Annotated in this window: 15 protein-coding genes; 13 read left to right on the forward strand and 2 right to left on the reverse strand. The window is 66.9% G+C overall.

Annotated features, from left to right (window positions below):
* Positions 1-142 precede the first annotated feature (142 nt).
* The 7 genes from G4D77_RS27975 (at position 143) to G4D77_RS28005 (ending at position 8,079) form a co-directional block, all read left to right on the forward strand.
* Positions 143-2,491 (forward strand): bifunctional salicylyl-CoA 5-hydroxylase/oxidoreductase, encoded by a 2,349-nt coding sequence (locus G4D77_RS27975; RefSeq protein ID WP_154834047.1) that lies wholly within the window; start codon positions 143-145, stop codon positions 2,489-2,491.
* A gap of 159 nt (positions 2,492-2,650) precedes the next feature.
* Positions 2,651-3,454, forward strand: coding sequence for an SDR family NAD(P)-dependent oxidoreductase (locus G4D77_RS27980; RefSeq protein ID WP_034400129.1), 804 nt, complete (start codon positions 2,651-2,653; stop codon positions 3,452-3,454).
* Between the two features lie 42 nt (positions 3,455-3,496).
* On the forward strand, positions 3,497-4,354 hold the full coding sequence (locus G4D77_RS27985) for an enoyl-CoA hydratase family protein (RefSeq protein WP_043792445.1): 858 nt from the start codon (positions 3,497-3,499) through the stop codon (positions 4,352-4,354).
* A gap of 2 nt (positions 4,355-4,356) precedes the next feature.
* Positions 4,357-5,526 carry an acyl-CoA dehydrogenase family protein gene (locus tag G4D77_RS27990; RefSeq protein ID WP_013801799.1) on the forward strand — a complete coding sequence of 390 codons (1,170 nt, stop codon included), beginning with the start codon at positions 4,357-4,359 and terminating at the stop codon, positions 5,524-5,526.
* Positions 5,527-5,567: 41 nt separating this feature from the next.
* Positions 5,568-7,208, forward strand: a complete 1,641-nt coding sequence (locus tag G4D77_RS27995; RefSeq protein ID WP_154834048.1) for an AMP-binding protein — start codon at positions 5,568-5,570, stop codon at positions 7,206-7,208.
* Positions 7,209-7,217: 9 nt separating this feature from the next.
* Positions 7,218-7,670, forward strand: a complete 453-nt coding sequence (locus tag G4D77_RS28000; RefSeq protein ID WP_016450635.1) for an acyl-CoA thioesterase — start codon at positions 7,218-7,220, stop codon at positions 7,668-7,670.
* Positions 7,671-7,674: 4 nt separating this feature from the next.
* Positions 7,675-8,079 carry a RidA family protein gene (locus G4D77_RS28005; RefSeq protein ID WP_012206268.1) on the forward strand — a complete coding sequence of 135 codons (405 nt, stop codon included), beginning with the start codon at positions 7,675-7,677 and terminating at the stop codon, positions 8,077-8,079.
* A 66-nt stretch (positions 8,080-8,145) separates the two neighbouring features.
* Here the strand turns inward: G4D77_RS28005 and G4D77_RS28010 are convergent, their stop codons facing one another.
* A complete protein-coding gene (locus tag G4D77_RS28010) occupies positions 8,146-8,424 on the reverse strand; it encodes an H-NS histone family protein (RefSeq protein WP_016450637.1) in 279 nt (92 codons plus the stop codon).
* A gap of 766 nt (positions 8,425-9,190) precedes the next feature.
* Between G4D77_RS28010 and G4D77_RS28015 the strand changes: the two genes are divergently transcribed.
* The 6 genes from G4D77_RS28015 (at position 9,191) to G4D77_RS28040 (ending at position 16,255) form a co-directional block, all read left to right on the forward strand.
* Complete coding sequence (locus G4D77_RS28015) at positions 9,191-9,805, forward strand: TetR/AcrR family transcriptional regulator (RefSeq protein ID WP_016450638.1); 615 nt, start codon at positions 9,191-9,193, stop codon at positions 9,803-9,805.
* A 132-nt stretch (positions 9,806-9,937) separates the two neighbouring features.
* Positions 9,938-10,291 (forward strand): hypothetical protein, encoded by a 354-nt coding sequence (locus G4D77_RS28020; RefSeq protein ID WP_016450639.1) that lies wholly within the window; start codon positions 9,938-9,940, stop codon positions 10,289-10,291.
* A 117-nt stretch (positions 10,292-10,408) separates the two neighbouring features.
* On the forward strand, positions 10,409-12,604 hold the full coding sequence (locus tag G4D77_RS28025; protein ID WP_043792450.1) for a TonB-dependent siderophore receptor: 2,196 nt from the start codon (positions 10,409-10,411) through the stop codon (positions 12,602-12,604).
* 8 nt (positions 12,605-12,612) lie between these two features.
* A complete protein-coding gene (locus G4D77_RS28030) occupies positions 12,613-13,470 on the forward strand; it encodes an ABC transporter ATP-binding protein (RefSeq protein WP_154834049.1) in 858 nt (285 codons plus the stop codon).
* Positions 13,467-14,894, forward strand: a complete 1,428-nt coding sequence (locus G4D77_RS28035; protein ID WP_016454676.1) for an ABC transporter permease — start codon at positions 13,467-13,469, stop codon at positions 14,892-14,894. The genes G4D77_RS28030 and G4D77_RS28035 overlap by 4 nt, the downstream gene beginning before the upstream one ends.
* Positions 14,891-16,255, forward strand: a complete 1,365-nt coding sequence (locus G4D77_RS28040) for a DUF3526 domain-containing protein (protein ID WP_016450442.1) — start codon at positions 14,891-14,893, stop codon at positions 16,253-16,255. Before G4D77_RS28035 ends, G4D77_RS28040 begins: the two co-directional genes overlap by 4 nt.
* 100 nt (positions 16,256-16,355) lie before the next feature.
* Here G4D77_RS28040 and G4D77_RS28045 read toward each other — a convergent pair whose 3' ends face one another.
* The gene (locus G4D77_RS28045) at positions 16,356-16,781 is read right to left on the reverse strand and encodes a Fur family transcriptional regulator (RefSeq protein ID WP_016450441.1); all 426 of its coding nucleotides are present in this window, start codon (positions 16,779-16,781) and stop codon (positions 16,356-16,358) included.
* Between the last annotated feature and the right edge of the window lie 380 nt (positions 16,782-17,161).

Raw genomic sequence — 17,161 nt, forward strand, 5'->3', positions numbered from 1 at the left:
CGGTGGCATATCCGTGTTCTCCCCATGTCCGTGGTGGCGGTTTGTCCATATATTTCAAACCTAAACTATTCAGGCCTAAAGTGATTGGGCACTGTTGCTGAACCTGGGGCGCCTGCCGCCCGTCGAGAAAAGGGTTTGCGGTATGAAGATCGTCTGTATCGGTGGAGGTCCCGCCGGCCTGTACTTCGGCCTGCTGATGAAGCTGCAGGACCCCGCCAACGAGGTCACGGTGGTGGAGCGCAACCGGCCCTACGACACCTTTGGCTGGGGCGTGGTGTTCTCGGACGCCACCATGGACAACCTGCGCGAGGCCGATCCGGTGTCGGCCCGCACCATTGGTGACGCCTTCAACCACTGGGACGATATCGACATCCACTTCAAGGGCCGAAGCCTGCGCAGCAGCGGCCATGGCTTCATCGGCATAGGCCGCAAGAAGCTGCTCAACATCCTGCAGGCGCGCTGCGAGGACGTGGGCGTGAAGCTGGTGTTCGAGAACTTCGTGCAGGACGACCAGGCGATGGCGCGCGAGTACGACGCAGACCTGGTCATCGCCTCGGACGGCATCAACAGCCAGGTGCGCACGCGCTATGCCGATACCTTTCGGCCCGATATCGACCAGCGCCGCTGCCGCTTCGTGTGGCTGGGCACGACCAAGGTGTTCGATGCCTTCACCTTCGCCTTCGTGCAGACCGAGCACGGCTGGTTCCAGGCCCATGCCTACCGCTATGAAGACGGCATGTCCACCTTCATCGTGGAGACGCCCGAGGAGACCTGGCAGGCCGCCCGCATAGAGCAGATGAGCCAGCAAGAGGGCATTGCCTATTGCGAAAAACTGTTCGCCCCCTGGCTGGACGGCCATGCCCTGGTCAGCAATGCCACGCACCTGCGCGGCTCGGCCATCTGGATCCGCTTTCCGCGCGTGATCTGCAATACCTGGGTGCACTGGAATGCGCTGGACACGCCGCGCGGCCCGCGCAGCGTGCCCGTGGTGCTGATGGGCGATGCGGCGCACACAGCGCATTTCTCGATTGGCTCGGGCACCAAGCTGGCGCTGGAGGATGCGATCGAGCTGGCACGCAGCCTGCGGTCTGCGGGGGGCATCGAGGCCGGCCTGCGCCACTACGAGGAGGTGCGCAGCGTGGAGGTGCTCAAGATTCAGAACGCGGCGCGCAATTCCACGGAATGGTTCGAGAACGTGGAGCGCTATGCGGGCCTGGAGCCGGAGCAGTTCGCCTATTCGCTGCTGACGCGCTCGCAGCGCATCTCGCACGAGAACCTGCGCCTGCGCGATGCCGCCTGGCTGCAGGGCTTCGAGCGCTGGATTGCCGAGCATGCGGGCGAGACCGTGCCCGAAGGCCGCCGCCCGCCCATGCCCATGCTCACGCCCTACCAGGCGCGCGGCCTGCGGCTGAAGAACCGCATCGTGGTCTCGCCCATGGCCATGTATTCCTGCACCGACGGCGTGCCTGGCGACTTCCACCTGGTGCACCTGGGCGCGCGCGCCATGGGCGGCGCGGGCCTGGTGATGGTGGAGATGACCTGCACCTCGCCCGACGCGCGCATCACGCCCGGCTGCCCCGGGCTGTGGAACGACGAGCAGGCGCAGGCCTTTGCGCGCATCGTTGATTTTGTGCACGCGCAGGGCGGGGCGCACATTGGTATGCAGCTGGGGCATGCGGGCCGCAAGGGTTCCACCCAACTGGGCTGGCAGCAGATCGACCATCCGCTGGAGCAGGGCAACTGGCCGCTGCTGTCGGCGTCGGCACTGCCGTACTTGGAGGGGCTCTCGCAAGTGCCCCGCGCCATGACCCGCGCCGACATGGACCGCGTGCGCGAGGACTTCGTGGCCGCCACGCGGCGCGCTGCGGCAGCGGGCTTTGACTGGCTGGAGCTGCACTGCGCGCACGGCTATCTGCTGTCCAGCTTCATCTCGCCGCTGACCAACCGGCGCGATGACGAATATGGCGGCAGCCTGGACAACCGCCTGCGCTTTCCGCTGGAGGTGTTCGAGGCGGTGCGCGCAGCCTGGCCGCAGGACCGGCCCATGTCGGTGCGCATCTCGGCCCATGACTGGGTGGAGGGCGGCATCACGCCCGACGATGCGGTGGAGATCGCACGCCGCTTCAAGGCGGCGGGCGCCGACATGATCGACTGCTCCTCGGGCCAGGTCAGCCCCGACCAGAAGCCGGTGTACGGCCGCATGTACCAGACGCCGTTTGCCGACCGCGTGCGCAACGAGGCCGGCATACCGACCATTGCCGTGGGCGCCATCTTCGAGGCCGACCATGCCAACGCCATCATCGCCTCGGGCCGGGCCGACCTGTGCGCGCTGGCGCGTCCGCACCTGGCCGATGCCGCCTGGACGCTGCGCGAGGCCGCACGCCTGGGCGCCCACGATGTGGACTGGCCGCCGCAGTACCAGCCCGGCAAGCGCCAGTTGGAAACCAACTTCGAACGCGCCGCCGCCATGGCGCAGTTGGACGCGAAATGAAACTACACCCCCTGAGTCGCTTCGCGCCTTCCCCCTCTCTCGCTTCGCGGGAGGGGGACGACACCGTCGGTGCGGGGCGGCCCTTCCTCGGCGTCCCTCGCTGTGTGGCGCGCCGGTTTCATAGGTTGCGGGTGGCTCGCATCGCCACGGGTGATTGAAATGACCATATCTTTGAATCTTCTTGAAGGGCGCCATGCCCTGGTGACGGGCGGGGCGCGCGGCATAGGCCTGGCCTGCGCGCGGGCGCTGCTGGCGCGCGGCGCGCGGGTCACGCTGCTGGGACGCGATGTTGCGGCGCTGGAGGCTGCCGTGCGCGAGCTGGGCGGCACGGCACCGGCAGCACAGATGGTGCAGTCCGTGCAGGCGGATATTGCCGACGAGGCCTCGGTGCGCCAGGCCTTCGCGCAGGCCGAGGCGGCCTTCGGCCCCGTGCAGGTGCTGGTCAACAACGCAGGCCAGGCCAGCAGCCAGAAGTTCGAGCGCACCGATGCCGCACTGTGGCAGGCGATGCTGGCCGTCAATCTCACAGGCACCTTCCACTGCATGCAGGCCGCGCTGCCGGGCATGCTGGCTGCGCGCTGGGGCCGCATCATCAATGTGGCCAGCACGGCAGGGCTGATCGGCTATGCCTATGTCAGCGCCTATTGCGCGGCCAAGCATGGCGTGATCGGCCTCACGCGCTCGCTGGCGCTGGAGACCGCAGGCAAGGGCGTGACGGTGAACGCCGTCTGCCCCGGCTATACCGAGACCGACATCGTGCGCGGCGCCGTGGCCAACATCGTGGACAAGACCGGCATGACTGCGGATGAGGCCCGCGCCAGGCTGGCCGAACGCAACCCGCAGGGCCGCCTGGTCCAGCCCGAGGAAGTGGCCGAGACCGTGGCCTGGCTGGCCCTGCCGGCGTCCGCCTCGGTCAACGGCCAGTCCATTGCCGTCGATGGCGGCGAGGTGATGACCGGCTGAACCCGGTCCACCCCCGTTTTCTGAATTCTTGATGGAGACACCATGAGCACCCAGCCCGAAGAACACAGCATGAAGCACCACAAGCGCCCCCTGGCCGGCTACGAGGCCAGGACCTTTGTGTGGCAGGTATCGGCCGACGGCAAGATCGGCACCATCACCCTGAACCGGCCCGAGCGCAAGAACCCGCTGACCTTCGGCTCCTATGCCGAGCTGCGAGACCTGTTCCGCGCCCTGGTCTATGCCACCGACATCAAGGCCGTGGTGGTCACGGGCGCGGGCGGCAATTTCTGCTCGGGCGGCGATGTGCACGAGATCATCGGCCCGCTCACCAAGATGAGCATGCCCGAGCTGCTGGACTTCACGCGCATGACGGGCGACCTGATCAAGGCCATGCGCGCCTGCCCGCAGCCCATCGTGGCGGCCGTGGACGGCATCTGCGCGGGCGCGGGCGCCATGGTCGCGCTGGCGGCCGACATGCGCCTGGGCACGCCCGCGGCGCGCACGGCGTTTCTCTTCACCCGCGTAGGCCTGGCCGGTGCCGACATGGGCGCCTGCACGCTGCTGCCGCGCATGATCGGCCAGGGCCGCGCCTCCGAGCTGCTGTACACGGGCCGCGCCATGACGGCCGAGGAGGGCGCTGCCTGGGGCTTCTTCAATGCATTGCACAGCCCCGAGCAGATCAGCGAAGCCGCCCACGCGCTGGCCGCCCAGCTGGCCGCCGGCCCCACCTTTGCCCATGGCGTGACCAAGAAGCTGCTGCACCAGGAATGGAACATGGGCGTGGACGAGGCCATCGAGGCCGAAGCCGAGGCCCAGGCCATCTGCATGCAGACGCGCGACTTCCACCGCGCCTACGAGGCCTTCGTGGCCAAGCAAAAGCCCGTCTTCGAAGGAAACTGAAAATGCGTGATTCCTCCTGGCTGGACTGGCCTTTCTTCGATGACGCCCACCGCACGCTGGCGCATGAGGCCGATGCCTGGTGCGCCCAATCCCTGGGCGATGTGGACCACCACGATGCCGATGCGGCCTGCCGCCAACTGGTGAAGGCCCTGGGCCAGGCCGGCTGGCTGCGCTATGCCGTGCCGTCCGGCCCCGGCGGCGCCTGGGGCGGGGCCTTGCCCGAGGTGGACTCGCGTGCGGTCTGCATCCTGCGCGAGACCCTGGCCCGCCATGAAGGCCTGGCCGACTTCGCCTTTGCCATGCAGGGGCTGGGCAGCGGTGCGATATCGCTCATGGGGTCGGACGCGCTGCGCCAGCGCTACCTGCCGCGCGTGGCGCGTGGCGAGGCCATTGCGGCCTTTGCGCTGTCCGAGCCCGATGCCGGCTCCGACGTGGCCGCCATGGCCTGCGAGGCGCGGCTCGAAGGCGACCACTATGTGCTCAACGGTGCCAAGACCTGGATCTCCAACGGCGGCATTGCCGACTTCTACTGCGTGTTCGCCCGCACGGGCGAGGCGCCGGGGGCGCGCGGCATCAGCGCCTTCGTGGTCGATGCGGACACGCCGGGTTTCTCCATTGGCGAGCGCATCGAGCTGATCGCGCCGCACCCGCTGGCCACCATCCGTTTCGACAACTGCCGCATACCCGTGTCGCAGCGCCTGGGCGAGCCGGGGCAGGGCTTCAAGCTGGCCATGATGACGCTGGACATCTTCCGCGCCTCGGTGGCCGCCGCCGCACTGGGCTTTGCGCGCCGCGCGCTGGACGAAGGCCTGGCACGCGCCAAGTCACGCCGCATGTTCGGCCAGACCCTGGGCGACCTGCAGCTGACCCAGGCCGCGCTGGGCGACATGGACACGGCCATCGACGCATCGGCCCTGCTGACCTACCGGGCCGCCTGGATGCGCGATGTGAAGAAGACGCGCACCACGCGCGAGGCGGCCATGGCCAAGATGACGGCCACTGAATCGGCCCAGGCCGTGATCGACCGTGCGCTGCAGATGTTCGGCGGGGCGGGCGTGGTCTCGGGCATGCCGGTGGAGACGCTGTACCGCGAAATCCGCGCGCTGCGCATCTACGAGGGCGCGACCGAGGTGCAGAAACTCATCATCGCGCGCGAGCTGCTCAAGGCCTGAGCGGCAGGCTGCCCATTCAACGCAAAGCCAGGGAACATCGCATGCAAGCCTCCGCCCACATCGATACTTTCGCCCGGGACAACCTGCCGCCGCCCGACCAATGGCCCGAGTTCCTGCTCGACGGCCCGGACGTGGCCTATCCCGAACGCCTGAACTGCGCGGCCGAACTGGTCGATGCCATGGTGGCGCGCGGCCATGGCGACCGCGTGGCCCTGCGCTGGAGGCAGGGCGCGGACCAGGCCGCCATGACCTATGCCGAACTGCAGGCGCTGACCAACCGCATCGCCCATGTGCTGGTGGAAGACCTGCAGCTGGTGCCCGGCAACCGGCTGCTGCTGCGCGGCCCCAACAACGCCATGATGGCCGCGTCCTGGCTGGCCGCCATCAAGGCCGGGCTGGTGACGGTGCCCACCATGCCGCTGCTGCGTGCCAAGGAGCTGCAGCAGATCATCGCCAAGGCCCGGGTGCAGGCCGTGCTGTGCGATGTGCGCCTCAAGGACGAGGTGCAGCTGTGCCTGCAGCCCGGCCATGAACACCATTGCCCGGACCTCTCGCGCGTGCTGTATTTCAACGATGGCGCAGCCGACGCGCTGGACGCCCTGGCCGCAGCCAAGCCCGACACCTTTGCCTGCTGCGACACGGCGGCCGACGATGTCTGCCTCATCGCCTTCACCAGCGGCACCACGGGCGCGCCCAAGGGCTGCATGCATTTCCACCGCGACGTGCTGGCCATGTGCGACCTGTTCCCGCGTCACGTGATACGGCCCAGCCCGGACGACATCTTCTGCGGCACGCCGCCGCTGGCCTTCACCTTTGGCCTGGGCGGGCTGCTGTGCTTTCCGCTGCGCGTGGGCGCCAGCACCGTGCTGGCCGAAAAGCTCACGCCCGAAGGGCTGCTGCAGCTGGTGCAGGATTTCCGCGCCACCATCGTCTTCACCGCACCCACCTTCTACCGGCAGATGGCGGCGCAGGCAGCGCGCTTCGACCTGTCGTCACTCAGGAAAAGCGTCTCGGCCGGCGAGGCCCTGCCGGACGCCACGCGCCAGCTGTGGAAGCAGGCCACGGGCATCGAGATGATCGACGGCATCGGCGGCACCGAGCTGATCCACGTCTTTGTCTCCAGCCCGCCCGAGGAGGTGCGCGCGGGCGCCATCGGCAAGGTCGTGCCCGGCTATGTGGCCCAGGTGGTGGATGACGACATGCAGCCCGTGCCCGACGGCACGCCCGGCCGCCTGGCCATCAAGGGGCCGACCGGCTGCCGGTATCTTGCCGACGAGCGCCAGAAGCGCTTTGTGCAAAACGGCTGGAACCTGCCCGGCGACACCTTTGTGCGCGACGCCGACGGCTATCTGTTCTACCAGGCGCGCAATGACGACATGATCATCTCGGCCGGCTACAACATCGCCGGCCCCGAGGTGGAGGATGCGCTGCTGCGCCACGAGGCCGTGGCCGAATGCGGCGTGATCGGCGCGGCAGACGACGAGCGCGGCCAGGTGGTCAAGGCCTTTGTGGTGCTCAAGCCCGGCTTTGCGGCCGGCGACGACATGGCCGCCACGCTGCAGGCCTTCGTCAAGGCCAGCATTGCGCCCTACAAGTACCCGCGCGCCATTGTCTTCGTGCCGGCCCTGCCGCGCACCGAGACCGGCAAGCTGCAGCGATTCGTGCTGCGCAAGATGCCGTGAGCGCGCGCCATGGCCTCCGCCTTCGTCAGCCAGGTGCAGGTGCTGTTTCGCCATTGCGATCCGGCCGGCATCGTCTTTTACCCGCGCTATTTCGAAATGGTCAACGACCTGGTCGAGGAATGGTTCGACAGGGGAATGGGCCTGCCATTCCACACCCTGCATGTACAGCGCCAGGTGGGCACGCCCACGGTGTCGGTGCAATGCGATTTCACGGCGCCCAGCCGCTGGCACGACACGCTGCGCCAGGTATTGGAGGTGCGCCGCATCGGCGGGGCGTCGTTCCAGTTCGATGTGCGTTTCGAGGGGCCGGACGGCCAGCGACGGCTGTCTGCGCGCATGACCATCGTCACCATGGATTTGCGCAGCATGAAGGCCACGCCACTGCCGGCCGATCTGCGCGAGCGCCTGCAGGCCTATCTGGTGCCGCAGGACGGTTTTACGGATTCAACGAGAACAGGATGAAGCAATGAAGACTCTGCAACCCCCGGACTGGCTGGCGCCACGAGGCTATGCCAATGGCATCCTCACCGAAATGACGGTCGGCTCCCGGCTGGTGTTTGTCGGCGGGCAGATTGGCTGGAACGGCCAGCAGCAATTCGAGTCGGACGACTTTGCGGAACAGGTGCGGCAGGCGCTGGCCAATATCGTCGCCATCCTCGCCGAAGGCGGCGCCAGGCCCGAGCACATCGTGCGCATGACCTGGTATGTGACCGACAAGCAGGAATACGTGGCGGCCTATCCCGCCATTGGAAAGCACTACCGCGAGCTGATCGGGCGGCATTTCCCCGCCATGACGGCGGTGGAGGTGGCGGATCTGGTGGAAGACCGGGCCAAGGTGGAGATCGAGGTCACGGCGGTGGTGCCTGCATGACGCACCTCTGAGCATGTGCCCGCGCATGTGCGCCGCCGTGCGGGCGGGCCCATGCGGGGCAGGGACTCACTTGATTTCGAACAGGGTGCGGTCCTTGCCCAGGATCCAGTTCGGCGGCTTGCCGCGGCCGGTCCAGGTCTTGCCGGACTCGGGGTCCTGGTACTTGGCGGGGGCGCTCTTCTTGCCATCGGGCTTCCAGGGGAAGACCTGCTGTGCCGTGAAGCCAAACTCCCGGACCAGTTCCTGCACCGATGCCAGAGCCGCTTTGGACTCCAGCTTGCGGGCCTCGTCGATTTGCTGGTCGAGCAGTTTTTTCTGGGCAATCAGCTCTTGGTATGTAGTCATCTTGATAGAAGAATTTCTAAGTGCGGCTATTTGTCGAAAACTGCGCAGCAAGAACAACGACCCGGAACTCTTTACGCAATGGTCAAGGTTGGTGCATGTGCAGTGGGGGATGAAGATATCACCGTAAGTATAAATACTGATGATGTGAGCGTTCTATGGGGTGTAGACAGCTTCTTCTCATGCCTGGGCATATTCCGAGGCGATCCGCATTATATCCAGCAGCATCTTGATAACCGCCACTTTACAAAAGCTGTTGCGTCTTTGTTACATTTGCAGAGCATTGCGGTTGGCGCTTCCTCCTCTGGAGAGTGCGTGCTGGCATGCTTTTCCTGGGCAGCCGCGACTAGGTGATCGTACAAGTTCCCATTTCAGAACCGGTTGCGGGTGCTGATTTTGTTTCATCAATCGATTTTATTTATCGATTTATAAAATAAATTACATGTGATTCGATTCTGCTATTTAATCTTGCGATTAACACGCGTTGTTTCATTTGTCTTGTCGATTGGCTGGATAGATTTTTTGTATTGCGAGGATTGAATTCCTGGCCGTGGTTTGAAATATCTTCCGCCGATATCGCGTAAATTCATGAGCCGTTGATTGCCAGGCCATTGCAGTCCCGGGAATGCCTTTGGGGCTGATTCTTCAGGCGCAGTTTCGCGGCCCGGCCATGCCCGCCAGGCAGCGGGCGCGTACCGAACGCTTGATTGGCGTGCCACCAACAGCCTGTTAGGATCGCCGAACTACAACGATCCACACCCTGGCAGACATGGCAAGAAGGCAGACCAGTGCCCACGACGGCAACGAGACCCGCGAGACCCTTCTCAAGCTGGCCGCCCGCACCTTCGGTGAGCAGGGCTACTCTGCCACCACCATGCGCAACATTGCCGAGCAGTCCGGGATCGAGGCCGCCAGCATCTACTACCACTTCGCCTCCAAGGAGGAGCTGGTGGACGAGGTCATGGAGCAGGGCGGCAACCGCATCATCAGCCAGCAGCAGGAGCGCCTTGCCGCGCTGGGCGCCGACGCCACGGCCGAGCAGCGTTTCCGCGCAGCCGTGCTGGGCCAGATGGCGGGCCTGATCAAGCATGGGGACTTCGCCCTGGCCCACGGCCGCCTGCTGGGCCAGCTGCCTGACAAGGTGCGCGAACGCCAGATCAAGCGCCGCGAGCGCCACCAGAAATTCTGGAGCGGCCTGCTCGAAGACCTGCGCGCCGAAGGCCGCCTGCGGGCCGATGCCGACATCCACCTGGCGCGCATCATGATCCTGGGCAGCATCAACTCCATACAGTCCTGGTTCAACCCCCGCAAGGGCTCGCTGGAGAAGGTGGCGGACCAGATCTGCGACATGTTCTTCCGGGGCGTGGGGCCCGCAGATCAATAGGCACAATGCGGGAAATCGCCAGTCGGCTGTCACATGCCTGTGCCATATTGCCGCGCTGTCTCCGGGGCCCGTGCTGAAAATGCCGGCGGACAGTTAACGATATTGAATTGTCAATAGTAAGATCGCCGTCTTATGCGTCTGCTTGTTTTGCGCCTGCTATTGCTGGCCGTGTTCTTCAACACGGCCATTGGCATGCCCCTGCACGGCGCAACGCATATCCGGCAGGCGGCGGCAGCGCCCGGCCAGGCGTTTGCCGGCCTGAACGGCTGCGAGGACAAGGCGCCGGCCGGTGAAAAGGCGGAAGCCGCGGAAGCCGTCTGCGTCTGGTGCATGGGCCATGCACCGCATGCGGCGGCCTGGCTGCCGCACTTCGGCCTGCCGCTGGCCGTGGCCGCACCGCCTGAGAGGGTGCCGCCGCGCACCGTGGGCGGCGCCATCCCCTCGCAGAACCGCTGGGCCTTTGCATCGCGCGACCCGCCGCGCTGAATCCGCAAGCACTTTTCTCCTTCTCTGCCGCCGGCACCCGTTGGTGCTGGCGGCATGTCCGTGTTTGCGCGCGCCGGCTTCTGATGCCGGCGGCATGCGCCCGTGCCCGTTTTCATCATGACTGCCTTCTCCATCCTCGCGAAGCCGCTCCCCGGCCTTCGCCCGCTGCCGCTTGCCCTGAGCGCTGCCGCTTTCTTCTCCACGCCCGTGCTGGCCCAGGGCCAGGAACAAACTGCGGCATCCGTGCCGTCAGCGCCGTCGCCCCAGGAGCAGACCCTGCTGCCTGCCGTGGAAGTCGTGGGCCGCACGGCCTCGGGCGCCTATCACACCGATGAGGCGGCAGGCGCCAAGACCGACCTGCCGCTGCGCGAGCTGCCGCAGTCGGTGCGCGTGATCACGCGCCAGGCCATGGACGACCTGGGAGCCACCAAGCTCGACGATGTGCTGGACTATGTGGGCGGCGTCTCGCGCCAGAACAACTTTGGCGGCCTGTGGGACAACATCGTCATTCGCGGCCTGCCCGGCGATCAGAACGTGGGCATGGCCACCTTGTTCAACGGCTTTTCCTCGGGGCGCGGCTTCAACGCGCCGCGTGATCTGGCCGGCGTGGAGCGCATCGAGTTCCTCAAGGGCACGGCCGCTGCGCTCTACGGCAGCAGCGAGCCGGGCGGCACGCTGAACGTCGTCTCCAAGCGTCCGCTGTGGACGCCTTCGCATTCCGTGGAAGCCTATGCGGGCAGCTACGGGCTGCGGCGCGGCGCGCTCGACAGCACGGGACCGATTGGCGAGAACTTTGCCTACCGGCTCAACATCGCCGTGGAGGACCGCGACAGCTTCCGCGACTTCGTGGGCGCCAGCCGCCAGGTGATTGCGCCGGCCTTCACCTGGAAGCTGGGGCGCGATACGGTGCTGGAGTACTCGGGCGAGCTGCTGCGCCACAAGACGCCGCTGGACCGTGGCGTGGTGGCCGTGGGCGACCGCCTGGGCGCCATCTCGCGCAGCCGCTTCCTGGGTGACCCGCGCGACGGCGATGTGACGGTGGAAAACCGCACGCACCAGTTCATCCTCTCGCATGAGTGGAGCGCGCAGTGGCGCAGCCGCCTGGGCCTGTCCTACCGCGAGACCTCGATCAACGGCTTTTCCACCGAACCCCATGCGCTGCTGGCCAATGGCGACCTGACGCGCCAGCGGCGTTTCCGCGACTACCAGTCCGACGATATCGCCGTGCAGGCCGAGCTGCAGGGCACGGTGAAAACGGGCACCGTCGAACACGAGCTGCTGCTGGGCCTGGAGAGCTTTCGCTTCGACATGGATACGGTGATGCTGCGCGCCAACCCCACGGCGGCCAATCCCTATGCCATCAATATCTACAACCCCGTCTACGGCGGCACGCAGCCCGTGCCCACGGCCAATACCGATACCTTCGAGCGCCAGCGCAATACGGCCTTCTACCTGCAGGACGCCATCAAGCTCTCGCCCCAGTGGCGCGTGGTGGCCGGCCTGCGCATGGACCGCTATGACCAGTCGCTGCACAACCGCCGCACGGGCGCGACCACGCAGCAGGACCCGACCTCGACCTCTCCGCGCCTGGGCCTGAGCTGGCTGCCGCTGCCGCAATGGACCTTCTATGCCAACGTGGGCCGCTCGTTCCGGCCCAACGTGGGCGTCGATGTGGCCGGCGCGGGCTTCAGTCCCGAATCCGGCCGCTCCATGGAGCTGGGCGCCAAGTGGGAAAGCGCCGACCGGCGCATGGGTGCCACGGCCGCGCTGTTCGACATCCGCAAGCGCAACGTGCTGACGGCCGACCCGGGCAACGCCGGCTACTCGGTCTCGGCCGGCGAGATCCGCAGCCGGGGGCTGGAGTTCGACTTTGCCGGCCAGGTCACGCAGCGTTGGCGCCTGAATGCGAGCCTGGTGCTCAACGACGTGGAGATCTCGCGCGACAACACGCTGGAAGTGGGCGGGCGCTTGCTCAACGTGCCCAAGGTCAACGGCAGCGTGCTGGCGGTCTACGAGAACGCCTTCTCCAACGGCCAGCGCTACGGCATTGGCGGCGGCGTCACCCGCGTGGGCAAGCGCCTGGGCCAGGCCCGCACGCAGGCCGAGGCCGACGCGGGCAAGGCGGCCTTCGATCTGCCCGGCTACACCACCGCCAAGCTGGTGGCCTACTGGCGCATCAGCCCCACGCTGCGCCTGACGCTGGACGTGGACAACCTCTTTGACAAGACCTACTACACCAGCTCGTACAGCCGGCTGTGGGTGACGCCGGGCACCGCCCGCACCGTCACCGTAGGCCTTCAAGCCAAGTTCTGAGCCCCGCCATGCATCCATCCCTTCCTGTTTCTTCCAACCTCACTTCTGCCTCCACGCCCGTGCTCCAAGCACTGGGCGCCGTGGTGGACTATGGCGAGCGCACCATCCTCCAGGGCCTGGACCTGGCCGTGCATGCCGGCGAGATCTATGCGCTGCTGGGCGCCAACGGCGCGGGCAAGACCACCACGCTGAGCCTGTTCCTGGGCTTTGTGCGGCCGCGCAGCGGCCAGGTGCGCGTGCAGGGCGTGGACCCGGTGACGGCTGCCGCGCAGGCGCGCGGCCTGATCGCCTATATCCCCGAGAACGTGGCGCTGTACGAGCACCTGAGCGCGCGCGAGAACGTGGCCTATCTGCTGGACCTGGCGGGCCAGCCCGCCAGCAGGGATGCCATCGGCCAGGCCTTGTCCGCTGCAGGGCTGGATGCGGCCGCGCATGACCGGCGCGTCTCGGGCTTTTCCAAGGGCATGCGGCAGAAGGTGGCGATTGCGCTGGCGCTGGCACGCAAGGTGCCGGCACTGCTGCTGGACGAACCCACTTCGGGCCTGGACCCGCAGGCCACGGCCGAATTCAGCCGGCTGATCACGCAGCTGCGCGGCCAGGGCGTGGCCATTCTCATGGTCACGCACGACCTGCTGGGGGCTGCCGATGTGGCCGACCGCATGGGCTTCATCGCGGGCGGCAGGCTGGTGGAGGAGGTGGCGGCCCGTGGGGAAGAGCGCTTTGACGTGCGGGCACTGCACCGCCACTACGCGGGTACAGGTTCGGGTGCGAGTGCGAGTGCGAGTGCGAGTGCAGACGCAAACGCAAACGCAAACGCAAACGCAGACGCAGACGCAGACGCAGGCGTGCAGGGGGCCGCGGCATGAGCACGGCCTGGACCATTGCACGCGAGGAATGGCGCCTGCTGCTGCGCGACCGCGTGGCCGTGCTGGGCATGGTGCTGTGGCTGCTGCTCGGTGCTACTGCCGCCTTCACCGCCTGGGACCAGCGCAGCGCGGCCCAGGCCCAGCGCGAACGCCACCAGTCGCAGGTGGATCACGAGTTCGAGGCCCAGCCCGACCGCCATCCGCACCGCATGGTGCACTACGGCCATTTCGTGTTCCGCCCGCTCAATCCGCTGGCGGCCTTCGATGCGGGCATAGACGCCTACACCGGCCACACGCTGTTTCTCGAAGGCCACCGCCAGAACAGCGCCAACTTCGGCGATGTGCGCCAGTCGTCGCTGCTGCTGCGCTTCGGCCAGCTCACGCCGGCCTTTGTGCTGCAGGTGCTGGCACCGCTGCTGCTGATCTTCGTGGGCCATGCCTGCATCGCGCGAGAGCGCGAGGCCGGCACCTTGCGCGTGCTGCTGGCCCAGGGCGTGGGCATGCGGCAGTTCGTGGCCGGCAAGCTGCTGGCGCTGACGGGCGTGGCGGCCCTGGTGCTGCTGCCCGCCTTGCTGGCCCTGGCCTGGATGGCGGTGGCCACGCCCGTGCCCATCAGCCTGGTGGCCGCGCTGGCGGCTGGCCATGTGCTGTGGCTGCTGCTGTGGGCCGTGGGCATCACCGCGGTCTCGGCCCTCATGCGGCGCGGGCGCGATGCCTTGCTGGCCCTGCTGGCCGCCTGGGCCATTGGCGTGGTGCTGGTGCCCCGGCTGGCGCCGGAGCTGGTGGGCGCGGCCCTGGCATTGCCCACGCGCTTCGAGACCGACATCGCCACGGCGCGCGAGCTGGCGGCGCTGGGCGACAGCCACAATCCCGACGATCCCTACTTCGCCGCCTTTCGCGCCAAAGTGCTTGCACAGTACGGCGTGTCGCGTGTGGAGGATCTGCCCGTCAACTACAAGGGCCTGGTCGGCATGGAGGGCGAGCGGCTGACCAGCGAGCTCTTCAGGCGCCATGCCGAGGCCAGCTTCGATCTGCAGGCCCGGCAACTGCGCAGCGCCGACGGCTTTGCCCTGGTCAGCCCCTTGATTGCGCTGCGCCGCCTGTCCATGGCCGTGGCCGGCACCGACCTGCAAGGCTATCGGCGCTTTCTGGAGCAGGCCGAGCAGCATCGCTACCGCATGGTGCAGGCGCTCAACCAGCTGCAGGTGGACAAGCTCAGCTACGCGGGTGACCGTTCCAGCCGAGACAACCGCATCAGCCACGAGCACTGGCGCGGCGTCTCCGACTTCCATCACGAGCCCGATCCGCCGCTGGCGGCCTTGCGCCGCGCGGCACCCGCAGCCTGCGTGCTGCTGGGATGGCTGGCGGCGCTGGCGGCCGCCTTGCTGGTGGCCACGCAACGTCTGGGGAGGGTGGTGCGATGAGCTGGCTACGACATGAATGGCGTCTTCTGACGCGCTCGCGCCTGGCGCTGTGCGCCCTGGCCCTGCTGCTGTTGCTGTCCACGCTGGCCGTGCTGTCGGGCCTGCGCGAGATCTCGTCGCAGCGCCAGACCCTGGACCGTCTGGCCCAAATGCAGCAGCAGGAAATGGCGGCCCAGGCAGGTCGGCATGCACAGTCCGGCGATGCGGGCTCGGTGGCCTACTACGGCTTTCACAGCACCTGGGATGCACCGTCGTCCACGGCCTTCCTCGCCCTGGGCCTGCGCGATGCCGCGCCCTATGTGCTGCGCGTGCGTGCCCTGGCGCTGCAGGCGCAGCTGCATGAAGGCGAGAGCTTCAACCCCGAACTGGCGCTGGCGGGCCGCTTCGACTTCGCCTTTGTGCTGGTCTACCTGGCGCCGCTGTTCCTGATTGCACTGCTCTACGACCTGGTCTCGGGCGAGCGCGAATCGGGACGCCTGGGCACGCTTCAGGCCATGCCCGGCAGCGGGCGCCGGCTGTGGCTGCGCCGTGCGGGCCTGCGTTCGGTGCTGTTGCTGGCATGCCTGGCGCTGCCGGCCCTGGCAGGGGCATTGGCCAGCGGGGCGCAGGCGGGCGCCATCGCCTCCGTGCTGCTGAGCGCCACGGCCTATGTGGCCTTCTGGAGCGGGCTGTGCCTGGTGGTCGCCACGCTGGGCGGCAGTTCGGTGGCCAACGCCATGGCCCTCATGGGCTGCTGGGCCGTGCTGACCCTGGTGCTGCCCACGCTGGCCAATGCCGCGCTGTCGCGCGCCGTGCCCGTGAGCCAGGGCGTGGAGCTGATGCTGGCCCAGCGCCAGACCGTGCATGGTGCCTGGGACCTGCCGCGCGAGCAGACCATGGAGCGCTTCTTCCGCAACCACCCCGAATGGCGCAACACCGCGCCGCTGCCTGCGGGCTTTCACTGGAAGTGGTACTACGCCTTCCAGCAGCTCGGTGATGAAAGCGTCGCCCCCCAGTTCGCCGCCTATCGGGAAGGCCTGCAGGCGCGCCAGGCCTGGACCGGGCGACTGGGCTGGCTGCTGCCCGGCGTGGGCGTGCAGGCCGCATTGCACCGCCAGGCCGGCACCGACCTGCTGGCGCAGCTGGCCTACCAGGACGACATTGCCGCCTTCCATGCGCGGCTGCGGACTTTCTTCTATCCCTATCTGTTCGAGGACCGTCCATTCGGCGCGAAGGACTTTGCAGCGCAGCCGGTCTTCACGGCCAGTCCGCGCCATGCGCCGCAGACCTGGGGTCAGGTGGCGATGCTCTGGGCGGTGGCTGCGCTGGCCTTGCTGGCCGGGGGCGTTGCCGCAGGCCGCGTGCGGCCGGGCAGGCGCTGAGGCAGCGGACCGGGGAAAAAGAAACAGCCATGGCGCAGGGAAGGCCTGCGCCATGGCTGTCGGCTTGCCGATGCCTGGGCCTGAGGCCCGGGGCCCGCCGCTACTGCACGTTCTGGTGGCAGTCGCTGCAGATGCCGTACATCGTCATCTCATGGCGCTCCACCACAAAGCCTTCGGGCACGATGCGCTGCATGTCGCCAAGGCAACCGGGCACGTTGAACACGCGGTTGCAGCTCATGCAGCGGAAATGGTGGTGATGGGCGCGGCCGCTGAGTTCGTAGCGCGTGGCCTCGCCGGGTAGGTCCACGGCCTGCACCTCACCGGCTTCCATCAATTGCTTGATGTTGCGGTACACCGTGGCCAGACCGATGGCCGGCACTTCGCGCTGCGCTGCGCCCAGGATTTCAGCGGGGAGCAGGGGGCGCCCGGCCTCTTCCATGACCGTGCGTATCGAACTGCGCTGGCGGGTCGAGCGTTCCATTGGCCTGAACAAGCGCTCCACGATGGGCTGAGTGTGTCTAGTCATGGTAGTTCCGTTATTTACTATAACAATCTCGAAGCGATTAATCAGTGTTCACGAACGCTCACAGCCGAAATGGAACTGTGCCTGCCTGTAGCTCCTGCAAGCATGGGGATGCAATCCCTGCAACGGTTCTTTTCTTCAAAGAGAAAAATCACATCGGACGGACAACAGGTATTCCATTCTTGCGGTTTTGCGCGAGTATATGTCGTGAGCATTCGATGGACCTTGTGCGAAGGTTAAATACCATAGCCGTCCACAATGCTGTAATGGGATGTAATTGATCTATTGTCTGAAGAATGCTTGAAACAAGGGTTGTGCGGGACTTCGCGCAGGTCCTGAATCCGACGGTAACTGCTGGAGACGCGATGCAATGGATTGCATGG

The organism is Delftia sp. WY8 (assembly GCF_018437695.1).
Taxonomy (GTDB): Bacteria; Pseudomonadota; Gammaproteobacteria; order Burkholderiales; family Burkholderiaceae_C; genus Comamonas; species Comamonas tsuruhatensis.

What these genes read in the sequence shown, in the direction of transcription:
- G4D77_RS27975 (WP_154834047.1), top strand. Translation starts at nt 143, where the DNA reads ATGAAGATCGTCTGTATCGGTGGAGGTCCCGCCGGCCTGTACTTCGGC.
- G4D77_RS27980 (WP_034400129.1), top strand. Translation starts at nt 2,651, where the DNA reads ATGACCATATCTTTGAATCTTCTTGAAGGGCGCCATGCCCTGGTGACG.
- G4D77_RS27985 (WP_043792445.1), top strand. Translation starts at nt 3,497, where the DNA reads ATGAGCACCCAGCCCGAAGAACACAGCATGAAGCACCACAAGCGCCCC.
- G4D77_RS27990 (WP_013801799.1), top strand. Translation starts at nt 4,357, where the DNA reads ATGCGTGATTCCTCCTGGCTGGACTGGCCTTTCTTCGATGACGCCCAC.
- G4D77_RS27995 (WP_154834048.1), top strand. Translation starts at nt 5,568, where the DNA reads ATGCAAGCCTCCGCCCACATCGATACTTTCGCCCGGGACAACCTGCCG.
- G4D77_RS28000 (WP_016450635.1), top strand. Translation starts at nt 7,218, where the DNA reads ATGGCCTCCGCCTTCGTCAGCCAGGTGCAGGTGCTGTTTCGCCATTGC.
- G4D77_RS28005 (WP_012206268.1), top strand. Translation starts at nt 7,675, where the DNA reads ATGAAGACTCTGCAACCCCCGGACTGGCTGGCGCCACGAGGCTATGCC.
- G4D77_RS28010 (WP_016450637.1), bottom strand. Translation starts at nt 8,424, where the DNA reads ATGACTACATACCAAGAGCTGATTGCCCAGAAAAAACTGCTCGACCAG.
- G4D77_RS28015 (WP_016450638.1), top strand. Translation starts at nt 9,191, where the DNA reads ATGGCAAGAAGGCAGACCAGTGCCCACGACGGCAACGAGACCCGCGAG.
- G4D77_RS28020 (WP_016450639.1), top strand. Translation starts at nt 9,938, where the DNA reads ATGCGTCTGCTTGTTTTGCGCCTGCTATTGCTGGCCGTGTTCTTCAAC.
- G4D77_RS28025 (WP_043792450.1), top strand. Translation starts at nt 10,409, where the DNA reads ATGACTGCCTTCTCCATCCTCGCGAAGCCGCTCCCCGGCCTTCGCCCG.
- G4D77_RS28030 (WP_154834049.1), top strand. Translation starts at nt 12,613, where the DNA reads ATGCATCCATCCCTTCCTGTTTCTTCCAACCTCACTTCTGCCTCCACG.
- G4D77_RS28035 (WP_016454676.1), top strand. Translation starts at nt 13,467, where the DNA reads ATGAGCACGGCCTGGACCATTGCACGCGAGGAATGGCGCCTGCTGCTG.
- G4D77_RS28040 (WP_016450442.1), top strand. Translation starts at nt 14,891, where the DNA reads ATGAGCTGGCTACGACATGAATGGCGTCTTCTGACGCGCTCGCGCCTG.
- G4D77_RS28045 (WP_016450441.1), bottom strand. Translation starts at nt 16,781, where the DNA reads ATGACTAGACACACTCAGCCCATCGTGGAGCGCTTGTTCAGGCCAATG.